The following is a 16,380-nucleotide window of genomic DNA, read 5'->3' on the forward strand; positions in this document are numbered from 1 at the left end:
CTGGCCATATCAGTACGCGGCCTCGACCGGCGACATGCCGACGTAGACGGTCTGAACCTCGGTGAAATGATCCATCGCCATGCGCGCGTTTTCCCGCCCGATACCAGACGCCCTGGAGCCGCCGAACGGCATGCCCGGAGGTGTCAGGTTGTATTGGTTGATCCAGCAGGTTCCGGCCTGAAGTTGAGCCACGACCCGGTGCGCGCGGGTCAGGTCGCGGGTAAACAGACCGGCGCTGAGGCCGAATTCGGTGTCGTTGGCGCGGGCGATGACCTCGTCTTCGTCGGTGAAGGTCAGGACGGACATGACCGGCCCGAATATCTCCTCGCGCACGCAGGTCATATCGTCGGTGAGGTCGGACAGAACGGTCGGTGCAATCCAGAAACCTTCGCGGTCGATACGGATGCCGCCGGTGACGACGGTCGCGCCTTCGGCCCTGGCGGTGTCGAGATGGCGGAGCACGATATCCAGTTGCGCCTGTGTCGTCATGGGACCGAAGTTGGTGGCCTCGTCCAGCGGGTCGCCGATGACGGCGGTCTCGACCCGCGATTTCAGCCGTTCCAGAAATTCCTGAACGATGCTTTGGTGGACAAACACACGTGTCCCGTTCGAACAGACCTGACCGGAGGAATAGAAGTTTCCGTTGATCGCGCCCGACACGGCGTCGTCGATATCGGCGTCCTCGAAAATCAGGATCGGGGACTTGCCGCCCAGTTCCATCGTGACCTGCTTCATCTGAGCGGAGGCGGCTGCGGCGACCTTTTTGCCGGTCGGCACCGATCCGGTCAGCGAGACCTTGGCGACACGGGCGTCGGTGGTCAGGGCCGCGCCAACATCGCCCATTCCCTGCACTACGTTGAACAGGCCCGCGGGCAGCCCGGCCTCGTGCAGGATCTCGGCAACCTTGAGCGCGCAGAGCGGTGTCGATTCCGACGGCTTGAAGATCATCGCGTTTCCGGTGGCCAAGGCGGGCGCGCCCTTCCAGCAAGCGATCTGTGTCGGGTAGTTCCACGCACCGATGCCGACACAGACGCCCAGCGGGCGGGGGATGGTATAGGCCCAGTCGCCGCCGAATTGCATCGACGTCCCGGTCAAATCAGCGGCCAGACCGCCGAAATATTCCAGTGCGTCGGCCCCTGACGTGGCGTCGGCGACAAGGGTCTCTTGCAGGGGTTTGCCGGTATCGAGTGTCTCTAACACGGACAATTCGTGATTGCGTTCGCGGATGATGTCGGCGGCGCGGCGCAGGATGCGACCGCGCGATGTGCCGTCCATCGCGGCCCAATCCCTTTGGGCGCGGGTCGCCGATGCCAGCGCGCGTTCCAAGATCTCGGGGGTGGCGGCGTGGACGGTGGCGATGGTCTCGCCCGTAGCTGGATAGATCACCGGGATCGGCGCGCCGGTCGTGTCCTCGACATAGGTGCCGTCGATGAAGTGGCTGGCGGTGGGTCGGGCGTTTGGAAAATCTGTCATCATTCCCCCCTCGGGAAGCGCTGGTTATCTTCCAGCACGTTCAAATCCATGTGGTTGCGCATGTAGCGCTCGGACGCGACGCGCAGGGGCTGGTAATCCCACGGATAATATCCGCCCTGTCGCAGAGCTTCGTAGACGATCCAGCGGCGAGCCTGACTTTCGCGGACCTCTGCGTCGAAACGGGCCAGATCCCAGCGGGCGTCGGCTTCCGTTCGGAATTGCGCCAGCGTATCAGCATGGGCAGGATCGTCCGCCAGATTGGTCAGCTCGTGCGGGTCGGCATCCAGATCGAACAGTTGCTCCGGGTCCAGCGTGCAGCGCGTGTATTTCCACTGTCCCTGCCGTAGCGCGACGAGCGGCGCGTAGGATCCTTCGGCTGCATATTCCATCGCGACAGGGGAGGTGCGGACGCCGCCCCGTCCCAGCGACACGAGCGACTCTCCGGTCGTCCAGGGTGCGACCTCGGATATGTCGACACCGGCCAGATCGCACAGCGTCGGACAGACGTCGATGTTGCTGACCGGGGTCAGGTCCAGCCCCGGTTCGATACCGGGTGCGGCGATCATCATCGGCACACGCGCGGAGCCTTCGAGGAAGGACATCTTGTACCACAGCCCGCGCTCGCCCAGCATGTCGCCGTGGTCGGATACGAACAGGATCACGGCCTCCTGCCGGGTATCGTCCAGCACCTTGAGTATTTCGCCGATCTTGCCATCCAGATAGCTGATGTTGGCGAAATAGGCGCGGCGGGACCGGCGGATATCCTCCTCCGTCACGTCGAAATTGCCGCGATCGTTGGCGTCGAGGATACGCCTGGAATGGGGGTCGTGCGCGTCGTATGCCATCTCGGGAACCGGCGGCATCAGGTGCTCGCACCCTTCGTAGAGGTCCCAGAATTCGCGGCGTGCGACATAGGGGTCGTGCGGATGCGTGAAGCTGGCCGTCAGGCACCACGGGCGCGCATCGTGGCCGCGCGCGTAGTCATACAGCTTCATCTTGGCGTGGTGGCAAACCTCGTCGTCATATTCCATCTGATTGGTGATCTCGGCCACACCGGAGCCGGTGACCGACCCCATGTTGTGATACCACCAGTCGATACGTTCGCCCGGTTTGCGATAATCGGGCGTCCAGCCGAAATCGGCAGGGTAGATATCGGTGGTCAGGCGTTCCTCGAACCCGTGCATCTGATCGGGGCCGACGAAGTGCATCTTGCCCGACAGGCAGGTCTGCCACCCCGCGCGGCGCAGGTGGTGGGCGTAGGTCGGGATGTCGGAGGCGAATTCCGCGGCATTGTCATAGACTTTGGTGCGGCTGGGCAGCAGGCCCGACATGAAGCTGGCCCGGCCCGGCGCGCACAGCGGAGACGCGGTGTAGCAATTGCGGAACCGGCGCGATTTGGTGGCCAGTTTCTTCAGGTTCGGAGCATGCAGCCAGTCTTCGGGGCCGTCGGGAAACAGCGTGCCGTTCAGCTGATCGACCATGATGATCAGGATATTCGGTCCGGTTTTCGCGGTATCGGTCATCGGGTCAGCGCCTTTTCGATGTAATCGAGAACCAGATCGGTCGATGCGGCACTGGTCAGGTTGTCGCGGCGCAGGGCCTGGCGGACATACAGCCCGTCGATCATCGCGCCAATGCCCTCGGCCAGACGCTCGGGGTCATCGCTGAGCGGGCGCAGCGCGTACATCAGATTGGAGCGAAGTCGCGCGTGATAGATGTGCAGAAGGCGGCGGGTCTGCCCCTCGCGCTGGGCCTGGACGTAGAAGTTAAGCCAGGCGGCAACCACTTCGTCGCGAAAGTTCGAGGGTGCGAAACAGGCACGGACGATGGCCGTCAGGCGCTCGCGCGGGGTATCGGCCATGACCAGCGCACCCCGCACCTCGGCGGCGAAAACGAACAGGACGTGGCGCATCGCGGCCAGCAACATGTTATCCTTCGATCCGAAGTAATGGTGCGCCAGCGCGGGTGACATGCCCGCCCGCCTGGCAATGCGCGCGACGGTAATATCGGCAGCCCCGCTGACCGCAATTTCGCTGATCGTCGCGCGGACGAGCGCATCACGTCGCTGGGGTTCCATTCCGATGCGTGGCACGGCAGGCTCCGATGGTAGAGTTGCAAAACAAGGACGGGTCTGTTCTTAATTGAGCCGTCAATCAATAACAACGCCCGAATGGGCAATCGTCAACAACCGGGAGTATCCGAGATGAAACGTATTCTGACTGTCGCCAGTGTCCTGGCTTTGACCTCTGGCGCGGCCTTCGCCGATGCCCACGCCGCCTGTAGCGAAGTGATCTTTGCCGATGTCGGCTGGACCGACATCACCGCCACAACTGCGGCCACCAGTGTCCTGCTGGATGCGCTGGGATATGAGACCGACACCAAAGTCCTGTCGGTTCCGATCACCTATACTTCGATGGCCGAGGGCGACATCGACATCTTTCTGGGCAACTGGATGCCGACGATGGAAGCGGACATTGCGCCTTACCGCGAGGCCGGCTCGGTCGATACGGTCCGCGCCAACCTTGAAGGTGCGAAATACACGCTGGCCGTCAACAAGGCTGCGATGGATCTGGGCATCACCAGCTTTGACGACATCGCCGCAAATGCCGACGCGCTGGACGGCAAGATCTACGGCATCGAACCGGGTAACGACGGCAACCGTCTGATCCAGTCAATGATTGATGATGATGCCTTCGGCCTGTCCGGATTCGAGGTCGTCGAATCGTCGGAGCAGGGCATGCTGGCGCAGGTCGACCGCCTGTCCAAGCGCGACGAGCCGATCGTCTTCCTAGGGTGGGAGCCGCACCCGATGAACGCCAATTTCGACATGGGCTATCTTGAGGGCGGCGACGACTTCTTCGGCCCCGACCTTGGCGGCGCGACGGTGTATACCAATACGCGGGCAGGATATGTGTCGGAGTGCGAGAACGTCGGCGCATTGCTGAACAACCTGGAGTTCACGCTGGCCATGGAGAACGAGATCATGGGCGCGATCCTGAATGATGGCGCAGATCCGGAAGACGCCGCGGCGGACTGGCTCAAGGCCAACATGGATGTGCTGGACGGCTGGATGGACGGAGTGACCACGCTGGATGGCGGCGACGCGATGGAAGCGGTCAAGGCTGCGCTTCAGTAAGCCGGGACCGATCAAATGGGGCTCCGCGATGTTCGCGGGGCCCTGTCACATTGCAAGGGGCCCTGCATGAACTGGCTGACCGACAGAAAAATTCCCATCGGCAAGTGGGCCGCCGGGGCCTTCGACTGGTTGCAGGACGTTGGACAGCCGTTCTTCGACGGGTTGGCCAGCGTGATGGAGACAATGATCGCGTTTATTCTGGCCCTGTTGCAGGACCCGCCGAACACCGGATGGCTGGGCGCGCCGCGCGGAGAAATTGCATATCTTTATCCGCAGGAATTTCACCCGCTGATCGTGATCGCCCTGTTCGTCGCATTGACGTGGTGGTTGCAGCGGTCGTGGAAAATCTGCGCGTTGATCGCGGTCGGTTTCCTGTTCATCCTCAATCAGGATTATTGGGAAGAGACGACGGAAAGCCTGACCCTGGTCCTGTCGGCCTGCGTCGTCTGCATGGCGGTCGGCGTGCCCATCGGCATCGCCGCGGCGCATCGGCCGCGCCTCTATTCATGGATGCGTCCGGTGCTGGACCTGATGCAGACCCTGCCGACCTTTGTATATCTGATCCCCGCGATCGTGTTCTTCGGCATCGGCATGGTGCCCGGCCTGATCGCCACGGTGATCTTCGTGCTGCCCGCGCCGATCCGCCTGACGCATCTGGGTATTGCCTCCACTCCAGCCGCGCTGACCGAGGCGGCGGAGGCTTTCGGGGCCACGCCGCGCCAAACGCTGTGGAAAGTGGAGTTGCCCTATGCTCTCCCGCAGATCATGGCCGGCTTAAACCAGACGATTATGCTATCGCTGTCGATGGTGGTTATCGCCGCACTGGTCGGGGCGGACGGGCTGGGCGTGCCCGTGGTGCGTGCCCTCAACCAGGTGAACACATCGCTCGGCTTCGAGAGCGGTTTCGTCATCGTCGTCGTCGCCATCATGCTGGATCGCATGCTGCGGATGGAGCGGAAATGAGAGTTGTTGCCATGCAAGGCAGGGAACGGCGACAACCTGCGGGCGACCGTGCAGACCGGGCGATGATTTCACTGCGGACCGAGGCCGAGACATGAGCAAACCTGCCGTTGAATTCGACAACGTCTCGATCGTCTTTGGGGACAGGCCCGAAAGCGCGCTCCCGGCCATGGACCGTGGCCTCTCACGTGCCGAGGTTCAGGCCGAGACGGGGCAGGTTCTGGGTGTTCACAACTGTTCACTGACAGTCGAGGAGGGGGAAATCCTCGTCCTGATGGGCCTGTCCGGGTCCGGCAAATCGACCCTTCTGCGGGCCGTCAACGGGTTGAACCCGGTCGCGCGCGGCAGCGTGACGGTGCGCGCCGACGACTGGTCCTGCACCCTGCCGGATGCGTCCCCGTCGGAGCTGCGGCATTTGCGCCGCGAATGCGTATCGATGGTGTTTCAGCAATTCGGCCTTTTGCCGTGGCGACGCGTGCGCGAAAACGTCGGTCTGGGTCTGGAACTGGATGGAATGCCCGCTGACAAACGGCGCGAGGCTGTCGATCTTCAACTGGATCTGGTCGGCCTGACCGACTGGGCGGACCACCGTGTCGGCGAATTGTCGGGCGGTATGCAACAGCGGGTCGGTCTGGCCCGCGCTTTCGCCACGAATGCACCGATCCTTTTGATGGACGAACCGTTCAGCGCATTGGATCCGCTGATCCGCACCCGGTTGCAGGACGAATTGCTGGAGCTTCAGGCCCGGTTGAAGCGCACCATCGTCTTCGTCAGCCACGATCTGGACGAAGCCTTCAAGCTGGGCCAGCGCATCGCGATCATGGAGGGCGGGCGGATCATCCAATGCGGCACACCCGCCGACATCTTTACCAATCCGGTAAACGAATATGTCGCCGATTTCGTCGCCCACATGAACCCGCTGGGTGTGTTGACCGCCGCAGACGCGATGACAGCGGGCGCGGGCGGACAGGGTGAAGCGATCCCCCACACGATGACGATCAAGGAACTTATCCGGCTTTGCGCGATGCGCGACGGCCCGATCCCGGTTCAGCGCGAGGGAAAGATCATCGGCAGCGTCGACCGACAGGCGGTGCTGACCTGTCTGGCGCGCTGACGTTCAGGTGCCCGCAAGCCGCCGCAGATAATCGCCATAGCGGTTCTTGGCATAGCGCTCGGCCTGCGCCAGCAGCGCGGTGCGGTCGATCCAGCCGGCGTCAAAGGCGATTTCCTCCAGACAGCCGGTTTGCAGGCCTTGGCGTCGTTCCAGCGTGCGGACGAAATTGCCGGCGTCCAGCAGGCTTTCGTGTGTTCCCGTATCCAGCCAGGCATAGCCGCGTCCCATGCGTTCGACGTCCAGCGCGCCATCGTCCAGATACATCTGCAGGAGCGATGTGATCTCCAACTCACCGCGCGTGGACGGCATGATGGTCGCGGCCCGGTCGGGGGCGGTCCCGTCCAGAAAATACAGCCCCGTCACCGCATAGTTCGACGGCGGCATGTCCGGTTTCTCGATGATCTGGCGCGCCTTGCCGTCGGCATCGAAATCGACAACGCCATATCGCTCCGGGTCCGACACCTGATAGCCGAAGACGGTGCCGCCGCTCTGCCGTGCGTCGGCGGCGCGCAGAATCTCGGGCAGGCCGTGGCCGAAGAAGACATTGTCGCCCAGCACCATCGCTGAAGGCGCGCCGTCCAGAAAGTCGCGGGCCAGCAGATAGGCTTGCGCCAATCCATCCGGGCTGGGCTGTTCGATATAGCTGAGCCGAATACCCCACTGACTGCCGTCCCCCAGCGTGCGCTGAAACTGCGCGCGATCATCCGGTGTGGTGATGACGGCGATATCGCGGATACCCGTCAGCATCAGGACCGAGATCGGGTAATAGACCATCGGCTTGTCATAGATCGGCAGCAACTGTTTCGACACGCCTGCGGTCACCGGATAGAGCCGCGTGCCGGAGCCGCCGGCCAGAATAATGCCCTTGCGGGGGGTCTGGATCATGGCAGCTCTCCTGCGCAAAAATGTAAGTGCGCTTTTGCGTTGTTTGTATGGGTTTGTGGCAGGTTCGACAAGACAAAGGCACGGACGCGGCAGGATGGCGCAGAATGGACGTCAGTATGGCGACCTTCCGTTTCAAGACAATGAATACTTCTCAATCCGGCCCGTTCCACGCCCGCACCTTTCCCTCACCGTGCCATGGCGGGCTGTCATTCTTCTGGTGTCAGAACAGAAGGAATTGCACCATGTCATTTCGTCGTATCGCTACAAAATGGACGACGGATACAGCCACCCACGTGCCGCATGGCCTGCGCCTGAAACTGATGGTGCACCCGCAACTTTCGGACGCCGGAATGCCGGTCGGCGCGCCCACGTCGACGCAGGCGGACGCCATCCCCGCGGTCGAGGCATTCCTCTACGACGACTGCGATGCATTCATCTTCACATGAACCGGTCCAGCCTGCGACCTGACGTTTGTGCCCTGCGGGACGATAACCTGTGGCAGGCCCCGAATATTCCGTATCGGCAGGGTTACGTCGCAGCACTCATGCCTTGGTCACCACCGCGTCCGGTTTCCCCGGATTACGCTTGGCAATCGCCGCCCCAGCCGCAATGGTTGCCGCGATATCATGGAGGCCGCATGGCAAAGACGCAGTTCGCAGTCGAGATGGGAATGGGCACCGATCTGCGGGGGGCCGATTATACCAAGGCGGCCCGGCGCGCGGTGCATGATGCGCTGCACCGAAATTATCTGACCGTCGCGGATGCCTTCGGGTTTCCGAAGTCCGAGATGATCGTCGATATCCGTATCGGCATCGGTAAGCCGGAGGCCGTCGATCTTGAGGAAGTGAAGCGCGAGGCACCCTACGGACACATCTCCGCCGAAGCCGTCAAGGGCGGGGCAGACCTGGAAATGAACGGCAATATCGTGATTGTCGCCAATGCCATCGTCAGCGTGTCTTTCGACGTGCAGGCGGACGGCGCGGAGGGGGCGCCATGACCGAACGGGCACTGATCCTTGAGATGGGCATGGGCGCAGACGTGCATGGCCAGGATATGACCAAGGCCGCCCTGCGCGCGGTCAGCGATGCGATCCGGCATTCGTCGCTGACACTGTTCGGGGCTTATAAGCACCCATCGGCAATGCGGGTCGAAGTGACTATCGCGGTGCCGTTACCCGATCAGGTGGACAAGGCGGCCGTGGCGGCGGCCCTGCCATATGGCATGATCGAGGTGACCGTCGTCGAAGGCGGGCTGCACGACCGGGGCATGGGCGGCAGGGAGGATATCACGCTGGCCATAGCCGGAGTGAAAGCCTTTCTCGATACCGAAGGACATGGATTCACGCTGGACGGGTCCGGGTCTAGTTATTGAAGTCGAGCGTGTAGCGATTCAGCAAGATCAGACCGATGACGGTCAGTCCCATTCCCAGGCCGAAGACATAAAGCGGTGACACGAAAGCCACGTCATAAAAGCTGTAGAGCGCATGCCGCAATGTGCCGATGATATGCGTCAGCGGGTTGAACCAAAGGACAGACTGATAAGGCTCGGGCACGTCATCGAATAAGAAGAAAATTCCAGAAATCAGGAACATAGGGCGCATAACGATAGCCCAGACCCGCTCCCACAAGGGGAACATGCTGAACAGGAAGCAGTTCATCGTGCCCAGCCCGAACGCCAGCACGGCCAGCATGGCGACGGCCAGGGCAATCTGTGTGAAATCGACCGGCGCGCGGCTGCCGGTCCATGCGATCACGCCCGTCAGAATGATCGACGCGACCAAAAGCTGCACCAGCAAGTTCAGCATCAGCCGAGCCGTCAGAGCATCCAGATAGGACATCACCGGATAGGTCAGCAACTGGCGCGAGAACTTGATGGATTGTGCGACCTTGCCCGCCAGATCGAAGAACATCGTGAAAGGCAGTACGCCGCTGGCATAGAACAGCGCGAAACTGGACCCGATGGGCGGGCTGCGCAGCGCCAGCGAGAACAGATATGTCATCAGCAGGATGCCGATCACCGGTTCGGCCACCGTCCAGAGAAAACCGCCGGGGGAGCGTCCGAAGGTCGAACTCATTTCCCGAAGGATCAGCGCGGCGACCCGCCGGATGAAGCCGGCACGGCGTGGGGCTGCCGGAAAAGTTAACGTCTGTGTCCTGTCGGTTGCGTCAAACATGGAATGCGAAATCTCCGACCGCTTGTACCTTGCCGCGATGCCGCCCCGCGTGTTGCATGAGGGAGACAAAGGTTTTCAGCAGGTTCCCCCGAATGAATACGCAAGCGGACGGCCCGACCGCAACACTGAAGAAGCCGCGCAGCAAGCGGCAACGCGCGTTGGAGCAGAAACGTCTGCGTGAGAAACAGATCGAAGCCGCCATCCTGCCGCCTGCCGAACCCGCGCGCGTTCGTGGCCGTCATTGGGCAATGGTCCTTGGGTTCGTGCTGGTCGTCTGTCTGCCGGTCGTGATCGCGGGCTGGTATCTGACCGCCCGCGCAGCCGACCAATTCGCGTCTTTCGCAGGGTTCACCGTGCGGCAAGCCACCCAGACCGCGCCCGCCGTCGAAATTCTGGGTGGTTTGACCGACATCTCGGGAACATCGACCGCCGACACCGATATTCTTTACAACTTTCTGTTTTCACAGGAACTCGTGCGTGCCGTCGATGACCGCATCGACCTGCGCGCAATGTGGTCCCTGCCACGGAACGATCCGGTATTCGCCTTCGACCCGGACGGCACGATCGAGGATCTGGTGCATTACTGGCGTCGCATGACCACCGTATCCTACGATTCCGGCACCGGCCTGCTGGAGGTTCGGGTGCTGGCCTTCACCGCCGAAAATGCGCAACGCATCAATCAGACGCTGTTCGAAATCAGCACCGAGACGGTAAACGACCTGAACGCCGTCGCCCGCAGCGATGCCACCCGCTATGCCGCGGAAGACCTGCAAAATGCGCTGGACCGTCTGAAGGACGCACGAACGACATTGACCGCCTTTCGCAACGACAACCGGCTGGTCGATCCGAATTCGGCGATCCAGGGTCAGGTCGGCATCCTGAACACGCTTCAGGCACAGCTGGCCGAAGCTCTGATCGAGTTGGACCTGCTGGGCGAGACAACCCGCAACAGTGATCCAAGGGTGACGCAGGCGCGGCGCAAGATCGAAGTGATCCGCACGCGTATCGAAGACGAGCGCAACACGCTGGGTTTTAACGACAATACCGGCGAGGCCAGCGCCTTTGCCACAATCGTGGGCGAATACGAAGGCCTGATCGTCGATCTGGAGTTTGCGGAGCAATCCTATACCTCTGCGCTGAGCACCTACGATTCCGCCGTTGCCGATGCCAACCGGCAAAGTCGCTATCTGGCCGCGTATCTTGGCCCGACCATTGCGGAACGTGCCGAATACCCGCGTCGTGTCGTGTTGCTGGGGTTGCTGGCGCTGTTCCTGGTTCTGGGTTGGGCGCTTCTGGTGTTGGGATATTACAGTCTCAAGGATCGTCAGGCGCGCCTGTGATCGTCCTCGAAAATCTGCGAAAAAGCTTTGTGCTGAACGGTGCGGTCCGGCATGTCGCCAGCAACATCAACGCGGTCTTTCCTGCCGGGCGATCCGTCGCGCTGCTGGGTCGAAACGGGGTGGGAAAATCGACGCTTCTGAAGATGATCGCAGGGGCCGACCGTCCGACATCCGGGCGTGTCATCTGCCATGGCAGCGTGTCCTGGCCGGTGGGTTTCGCCGGGTCGTTCCACCCAGATCTGACCGGCGAACAGAACACCCGGTTCGTCGCCCGTATCTACAACACCGACACCGCTCAGATGATCCACTTCGTGCGCGACTTCGCCGAACTGGGACAGCATTTTCATCTGCCGGTCCGCAGCTATTCCTCGGGGATGAAATCGCGGCTGGCCTTCGGCGTCAGCATGGCGATCCGCTTCGATACCTATCTGGTGGACGAAGTCACCTCGGTCGGCGACGCCAATTTCAAGGAAAAGAGCAAGACCGTCTTCAAGGCCCGCATGCAGAAAGCGGGTGCGATTGTCGTATCGCACAGCAATTCGATGTTGCGCGACATCTGCGACATGGGTGCGGTTCTGGATGGCGGTCGGCTGACCATGTTCGAGGATCTGGATCTGGCCATCGACGTCCACGGAGAGAACATGCGCCGCAGCCGGATGCAGCCCGCGCAAACCTGACGGAGCGGCATCAAAGGAAGCTGAGCGAATTTTCCATCTCAGCCGCGGTTTCGACCCCGTCCAGCTCGATCAAACTGCCATCGTCGAAGGTGAACTCCACCCGGCCATTCGACACGGTGGCAAAGCGCGACAGGACTTCGGACGCCGACAGCGCCTCGCCCCCCCACAGATCGCGCGAAAGGGACAGCATGTCTTCGGCAGGCGTGAAGTCGGTGATCCGGTCAACGCCGTCTCCGACCCCATGTTCGAACCGGTCGTTGCCCGTGCCGCCGGTCAGGGTGTCGTTCCCCGCATCACCCGACAGCGTGTCATTCCCGGCACCGCCGATCACCAGATCGTCGCCCGCATCGCCTCGGAACAGATCATTACCCCCGTCCCCCATGATCGAGTCGTTTCCGGCACCGCCATACACTTCGTCATTACCATGACGATTGGATTGCGGGTCGTCGATGAACAGATCGTTGCCATCGTCCAGATACACCAGATCCTGCCCCGCGCCCCCGATGACCTCATCATCGCCCGCCCCGGCATAGATGGTGTCGTAATAGCTGCCGCCGTCGATCCGGTTGTAACCCGATCCACCGTAGATCAGGTCATTGCCACCTTCGCCCTCGATGAAATCGTCCCCGCCCCGGCTCATGATCGTGTCGTCGCCATCACCCGCATAAATCGTATCGCGCGCCTTTGACCCTGTCTGCGTGTCGTCGTCGAAATAATCGTTTCCATTCCCGAGATATACGACATCTCGTCCACCGCCGCCCGACACCCAGTCATTGCCGTCGCCAGCATAGATCGTGTCGAAATAGCCGCCGCCCTCGATCCGGTCGTCGCCTTCACCGCCGTACAGAAGGTCGTTGCCGTCGTCGCCCTTTATGACATCGTCGCCGCCGCGGCCAATGACAGTATCGTCGCCATCTCCCGCATAAATCGTGTCGCCCGCCTTGGACCCCGTCTGATCGGAATCCTCGAAGACATCGTTGCCCCGGCCCAGATGAACGATATCCTTGCCGTATCCCGCATCGACCCAGTCATCGCCATCGCCTGCAATGATTGTATCGTACTGACCGCCTCCGAAGATCGTGTCGTTGCCGTCTTCACCATACAGCAAGTCATTGCCGCCGCCCCCGACGATGCGATCATTGCCGCGCCCGCCGTATACCGTATCGGTCCCTTCGATGTCGCTCTGATCGTCGTCCTCGAACAGGTCGTTGCCATCGTCCAGAAAGATCAGATCGCGTCCGGTTCCACCCCAGACGCTGTCGTTGCCCATTTCGGCGTGAATCGTATCGGCCCCGGCACCACCGTCCATCCGATCGCTGCCGTCGCCGCCGTTCATCAGATCGTCACCGTCACCGGCGAACAACGAATCCCGACCGGCGTGGCCGACGATCCAGTCGTTGCCTCCTTTGCCATCAATCCGGTCGTCGTCGCCCGACCCTTCCAGAATTTCGGAGGAGTTCGTTCCCTCGATACTGGACCCGATTGCCACCGAACCGAAGGCCAGACGCTGAACCGAAGACAGATCGATCGTGGCGCGCAGGGCTGCCGCCGCAAGGCTGGTTCCGTCGCTGGATGTGATCTCCAGCACTTCGTCGCCATAGGTTATCGTCGCGCCCGTCGACGTCGTCTGAATGTCCAGGTCGCCGACATCGCGCAATTGCCGCCACCGGGTCAGATCCAGTCGGTCTTGCATCACATCGAAATCGGCGATGCGGTCCAGCTCGTCATCGGCCGCCATAGAAAAGACATCCCGTCCCGCTCCGCCCGAGAGCGTGTCGGTGCCGGACCCGTCCATCACGATATCGTCGCCATCGCCCCCATTGACGGCGTCGTTTCCCCCGGCCCCGTTAATGATGTCGTTCTTCGATGTGCCATTGATCGTCTGACCATAGTCCCGCCCGCCCCAGGTCACACCGGCCTCGGCCAGCGAGATGCCGAACTGCGACACTGTCGCTTCGCCCTGGCTGCTGATGAAAACCTGGAGTTCATCGCCGATGCGAACAGCGCTGATGGCCGAGACGTTGTTCAGGCTGATCCCTTCGCTGTCCTCGACCGTGTCGAGGTGGTGCAGGCGACCGTCGGGCAGCAGGACGAACAGCGAGACACCGTCGTCGCCGCCCGCCGCAAGCACATAGGTGCGGTTGTCCACCGTAACGGTTTCAAGCACCAAGGCCCCATCGAAGCGCGTGTCGCGGCTGTCCAGCAGATGGTCCGTCGGTGTCAGGCTCCCGTCGCCATCCAATCGCATGACCGAAAGGGTCGAACTGCCGGATGCGGTGACCAGAACGAAGGTCTGGTCGTACATCTGGACCGTTTTCAACGCCGTTGGCGTGGCGATGCCGAAGCCGTTGTCTGCACCGAAGGACGACACTTCCTCGACACGGCCGTCGCCCCGCAGTCGATAGACGACAACGGCGTTCAGCCCGTCCACGGCGGCCATGATATAGGTCGTGCCGTCGACCACCGCCGAGGCCAGATCCTGAATATCCTCCCCTTCGATCCAGCGTGACCCGCTTATCGGGCCGCCCATTTCGGTCAGGTCGCGATTGGATTCGATCCTGTAATCGCGCAGGCCGGTGACGCCCTGTTGCGCGGTGATCAGGAACTGTGCGCCGTCCATCTCGACCTCGAGCGCCTGGCGCAGCCTGCCGGTGAACGGCAAGGGGGCATCGAACACGCGGGTCCGGTCCAGATCGCCTCCCGTGCGCAAATCGAAGCCGATCAGATCGTCGGTCCCGGTCCCGTCAATATAGACGTAGGACGTGCCGTTCAGCGACAGGGACCCCAGCCCGGTCAGGGCAAAGGGTGACATCCAGCCCGGAATCTCTTGAAATTCAACGGTCGCGGCGGTCGTGTCGCCGTCTAGCGCATAGACCTGTATCCCCTCGTCCACCAGGCTGAGCGTATACAGCATCGCCGTGCCATTGTGCCAGAACAGCTCCATATCCACGATGCCCGCCCCGGTCGTGGGTTCGGCATCGGCGTCAAGACTGGTCCCCAGCTGCGCGCGGTATATCAGCTGCTCCATCTGGAAGCCCCTGCCAGAAGATGTGTCCGATACACTGGCGGTGCTTCGCGGTTGGCCATTGTCGGCATTGCGGCAAACATCGGGCATTTAGCCGCAATTCGACTCGGGCTTTAGGCGAAGGCGCGACTATCGCTGATAGGGATCTTCGAACCGGATGATATCGTCTTCGCCCAGATAGGCACCGGTCTGCACCTCGATCAATTCGACCGGAAGCTTGCCGGGGTTTTCGAGCCGGTGTCGCGCGCCCAGCGGAATGAACACCGACTCGTTCTCGCCCACCAGCGTGATTTCTTCGCCGTTCGTCACGCGCGCGGTGCCGGCGACGACGACCCAGTGTTCGGCCCGGTGGACATGGCTTTGCAGGCTCAGCGCCGCGCCCGGATCGACCACGATCCGCTTCACATGAAAGCGGTGCCCCTTGATCAGCGTCTCGAAGAACCCCCAGGGCCGGTGATCCTTGGGAAAGGTATCGGCCTGGGCGGCACCCATGGCGCGCAGTTGCGCGACCACGCCGCCCAATTCTCCGGACCGGCTGCGGTCGGCAATCAGGACCGCATCCGGCATGGCGATCGCGACGATGTCCCGCAGGCCCAGACCGACGATATGCTGCCCCGCGCTTTCCGACCGCAGCATCGTGTCCGCGCAATCCACCGCCAACGCCGGGCCATGGGTCGCGGTGCCCGTTCCGTCGGTTGCAGCATGGCGATACACCGCATCCCAGCCCCCCAGATCAGACCAGTGCCCAGTGTATTCCACGACCGACAGGTTGTCGGCCTTTTCCATGATCGCGACATCGACCGAGACGTCATCGCAGGCAGCCCAGGGCTCTTCGGCCAGCCGCAAAAACCCAAGGTCCGGCCGGGCGCGGCCGATGGCATCGCGTATATTGGCCAGCATCTTGGGCGCATGGCGCGCGCAGGCGGCGATCATCGTGCGCGCGGTGAACAGAAAGACGCCCGAATTCCAGAGATGGCCGCCATCCGACATCATCGCCTCGGCCGTCGCCCGATCCGGCTTTTCGACAAAGCGCCGCAGCGGCGATGGGCTGGGAGCGTCGGGCGAGATTTCGAGGTATCCATACGCGGTTTCAGCCCGATCCGGGCGGATGCCGAAGGTGACGATACCGCCCGCCTGCGCCGTCGTTACCCCGGTCTGCACGGCGGCGCGAAAGGCGGGTGCGTCAGGCATATGATGATCGGACGGAGCGGCAAGGATCAACGCCTCCGGGTCGTGCTGCGCCAGCCGCAGCGCTGCGGCCAAGAGCGCCGGGGCCGTGTTGCGGGACGATGGCTCCAGCAGGACGGCGCCGGGGTCGATCCCGACTTCGGCCAGTTGTTGCGTGACGATGAAACGGAACGCCTGATTGGTCACGGTCACGGGCGCGGCGAAGCCCGGCCCCGAGAGACGCAGCGCGGTTTGCTGAAACAGGCTGGTGTCGCCGATCAAAGCCGCGAATTGCTTGGGATAGCTCTTGCGGGACAGGGGCCAGAGCCGCGTGCCCGATCCGCCGCACAGGATGACGGGCGTTATGGTCGTCGTCATCGGCGGTTTCCTCGTTTCAACGCAGCACAAAGCATAGCCGACCCGGTCCCGC

General features: G+C 62.3%; 15 protein-coding genes. 8 read left to right on the forward strand and 7 right to left on the reverse strand.

The window, feature by feature from the left end; all coding sequences use genetic code 11:
* Window positions 1-9 precede the first annotated feature (9 nt).
* The 3 genes from betB to betI are packed head-to-tail and all read right to left on the reverse strand — an operon-like array spanning window position 10 to window position 3,565.
* Window positions 10-1,473 (reverse strand): betaine-aldehyde dehydrogenase, encoded by a 1,464-nt coding sequence (betB, locus tag BMY38_RS03085; RefSeq protein WP_092761133.1) that lies wholly within the window; start codon window positions 1,471-1,473, stop codon window positions 10-12.
* Window positions 1,473-2,996 carry a choline-sulfatase gene (gene betC / locus BMY38_RS03090; protein ID WP_092759656.1) on the reverse strand — a complete coding sequence of 508 codons (1,524 nt, stop codon included), beginning with the start codon at window positions 2,994-2,996 and terminating at the stop codon, window positions 1,473-1,475. The genes betB and betC overlap by 1 nt, the downstream gene beginning before the upstream one ends.
* Window positions 2,993-3,565, reverse strand: a complete 573-nt coding sequence (betI, locus tag BMY38_RS03095; RefSeq protein WP_217638776.1) for a choline-binding transcriptional repressor BetI — start codon at window positions 3,563-3,565, stop codon at window positions 2,993-2,995. The genes betC and betI overlap by 4 nt, the downstream gene beginning before the upstream one ends.
* Window positions 3,566-3,676: 111 nt before the next feature.
* Between betI and BMY38_RS03100 the strand changes: the two genes are divergently transcribed.
* The 3 genes from BMY38_RS03100 to choV all read left to right on the forward strand — a co-directional run bounded on the left by BMY38_RS03100 (window position 3,677) and on the right by choV (window position 6,683).
* Window positions 3,677-4,609 (forward strand): choline ABC transporter substrate-binding protein, encoded by a 933-nt coding sequence (locus BMY38_RS03100; RefSeq protein WP_175495749.1) that lies wholly within the window; start codon window positions 3,677-3,679, stop codon window positions 4,607-4,609.
* Between the two features lie 66 nt (window positions 4,610-4,675).
* Window positions 4,676-5,572, forward strand: coding sequence for a choline ABC transporter permease subunit (gene choW, locus BMY38_RS03105; RefSeq protein ID WP_092759660.1), 897 nt, complete (start codon window positions 4,676-4,678; stop codon window positions 5,570-5,572).
* Between the two features lie 91 nt (window positions 5,573-5,663).
* Complete coding sequence (gene choV / locus BMY38_RS03110) at window positions 5,664-6,683, forward strand: choline ABC transporter ATP-binding protein (RefSeq protein WP_092759662.1); 1,020 nt, start codon at window positions 5,664-5,666, stop codon at window positions 6,681-6,683.
* Window positions 6,684-6,686: 3 nt separating this feature from the next.
* Here the strand turns inward: choV and rfbA are convergent, their stop codons facing one another.
* Window positions 6,687-7,568, reverse strand: a complete 882-nt coding sequence (rfbA, locus tag BMY38_RS03115) for a glucose-1-phosphate thymidylyltransferase RfbA (protein WP_092759664.1) — start codon at window positions 7,566-7,568, stop codon at window positions 6,687-6,689.
* 242 nt (window positions 7,569-7,810) lie between these two features.
* On the opposite strand from rfbA, the gene BMY38_RS03120 reads away from it, so the two are divergent.
* From BMY38_RS03120 to BMY38_RS03130, 3 genes are all read left to right on the forward strand, one after another.
* Window positions 7,811-8,014, forward strand: coding sequence for a hypothetical protein (locus BMY38_RS03120; protein WP_092759666.1), 204 nt, complete (start codon window positions 7,811-7,813; stop codon window positions 8,012-8,014).
* Between the two features lie 191 nt (window positions 8,015-8,205).
* Complete coding sequence (locus BMY38_RS03125) at window positions 8,206-8,565, forward strand: Lin0512 family protein (RefSeq protein WP_092759668.1); 360 nt, start codon at window positions 8,206-8,208, stop codon at window positions 8,563-8,565.
* A complete protein-coding gene (locus BMY38_RS03130) occupies window positions 8,562-8,939 on the forward strand; it encodes a Lin0512 family protein (protein WP_092759670.1) in 378 nt (125 codons plus the stop codon). Before BMY38_RS03125 ends, BMY38_RS03130 begins: the two co-directional genes overlap by 4 nt.
* On the opposite strand, the gene BMY38_RS03135 is transcribed toward BMY38_RS03130, so the two are convergent.
* Window positions 8,929-9,741 carry an ABC transporter permease gene (locus tag BMY38_RS03135; RefSeq protein WP_092759672.1) on the reverse strand — a complete coding sequence of 271 codons (813 nt, stop codon included), beginning with the start codon at window positions 9,739-9,741 and terminating at the stop codon, window positions 8,929-8,931. The genes BMY38_RS03130 and BMY38_RS03135 overlap by 11 nt on opposite strands.
* Before the next feature lie 92 nt (window positions 9,742-9,833).
* On the opposite strand from BMY38_RS03135, the gene BMY38_RS03140 reads away from it, so the two are divergent.
* A complete protein-coding gene (locus tag BMY38_RS03140; protein WP_092759674.1) occupies window positions 9,834-11,081 on the forward strand; it encodes a KpsE/RkpR family capsule polysaccharide export protein in 1,248 nt (415 codons plus the stop codon).
* Window positions 11,078-11,758 carry an ABC transporter ATP-binding protein gene (locus tag BMY38_RS03145; protein WP_092759676.1) on the forward strand — a complete coding sequence of 227 codons (681 nt, stop codon included), beginning with the start codon at window positions 11,078-11,080 and terminating at the stop codon, window positions 11,756-11,758. Before BMY38_RS03140 ends, BMY38_RS03145 begins: the two co-directional genes overlap by 4 nt.
* A gap of 10 nt (window positions 11,759-11,768) precedes the next feature.
* On the opposite strand, the gene BMY38_RS03150 is transcribed toward BMY38_RS03145, so the two are convergent.
* Window positions 11,769-14,786 carry a calcium-binding protein gene (locus BMY38_RS03150; RefSeq protein WP_175495750.1) on the reverse strand — a complete coding sequence of 1,006 codons (3,018 nt, stop codon included), beginning with the start codon at window positions 14,784-14,786 and terminating at the stop codon, window positions 11,769-11,771.
* A gap of 126 nt (window positions 14,787-14,912) precedes the next feature.
* The gene (locus BMY38_RS03155; RefSeq protein WP_092759680.1) at window positions 14,913-16,328 is read right to left on the reverse strand and encodes a mannose-1-phosphate guanylyltransferase/mannose-6-phosphate isomerase; all 1,416 of its coding nucleotides are present in this window, start codon (window positions 16,326-16,328) and stop codon (window positions 14,913-14,915) included.
* Window positions 16,329-16,380: the final 52 nt, after the last annotated feature.

Origin of the sequence: Jannaschia helgolandensis, from assembly GCF_900109285.1 — a bacterium.
In the GTDB taxonomy this organism is placed as follows: domain Bacteria; phylum Pseudomonadota; class Alphaproteobacteria; order Rhodobacterales; family Rhodobacteraceae; genus Jannaschia; species Jannaschia helgolandensis.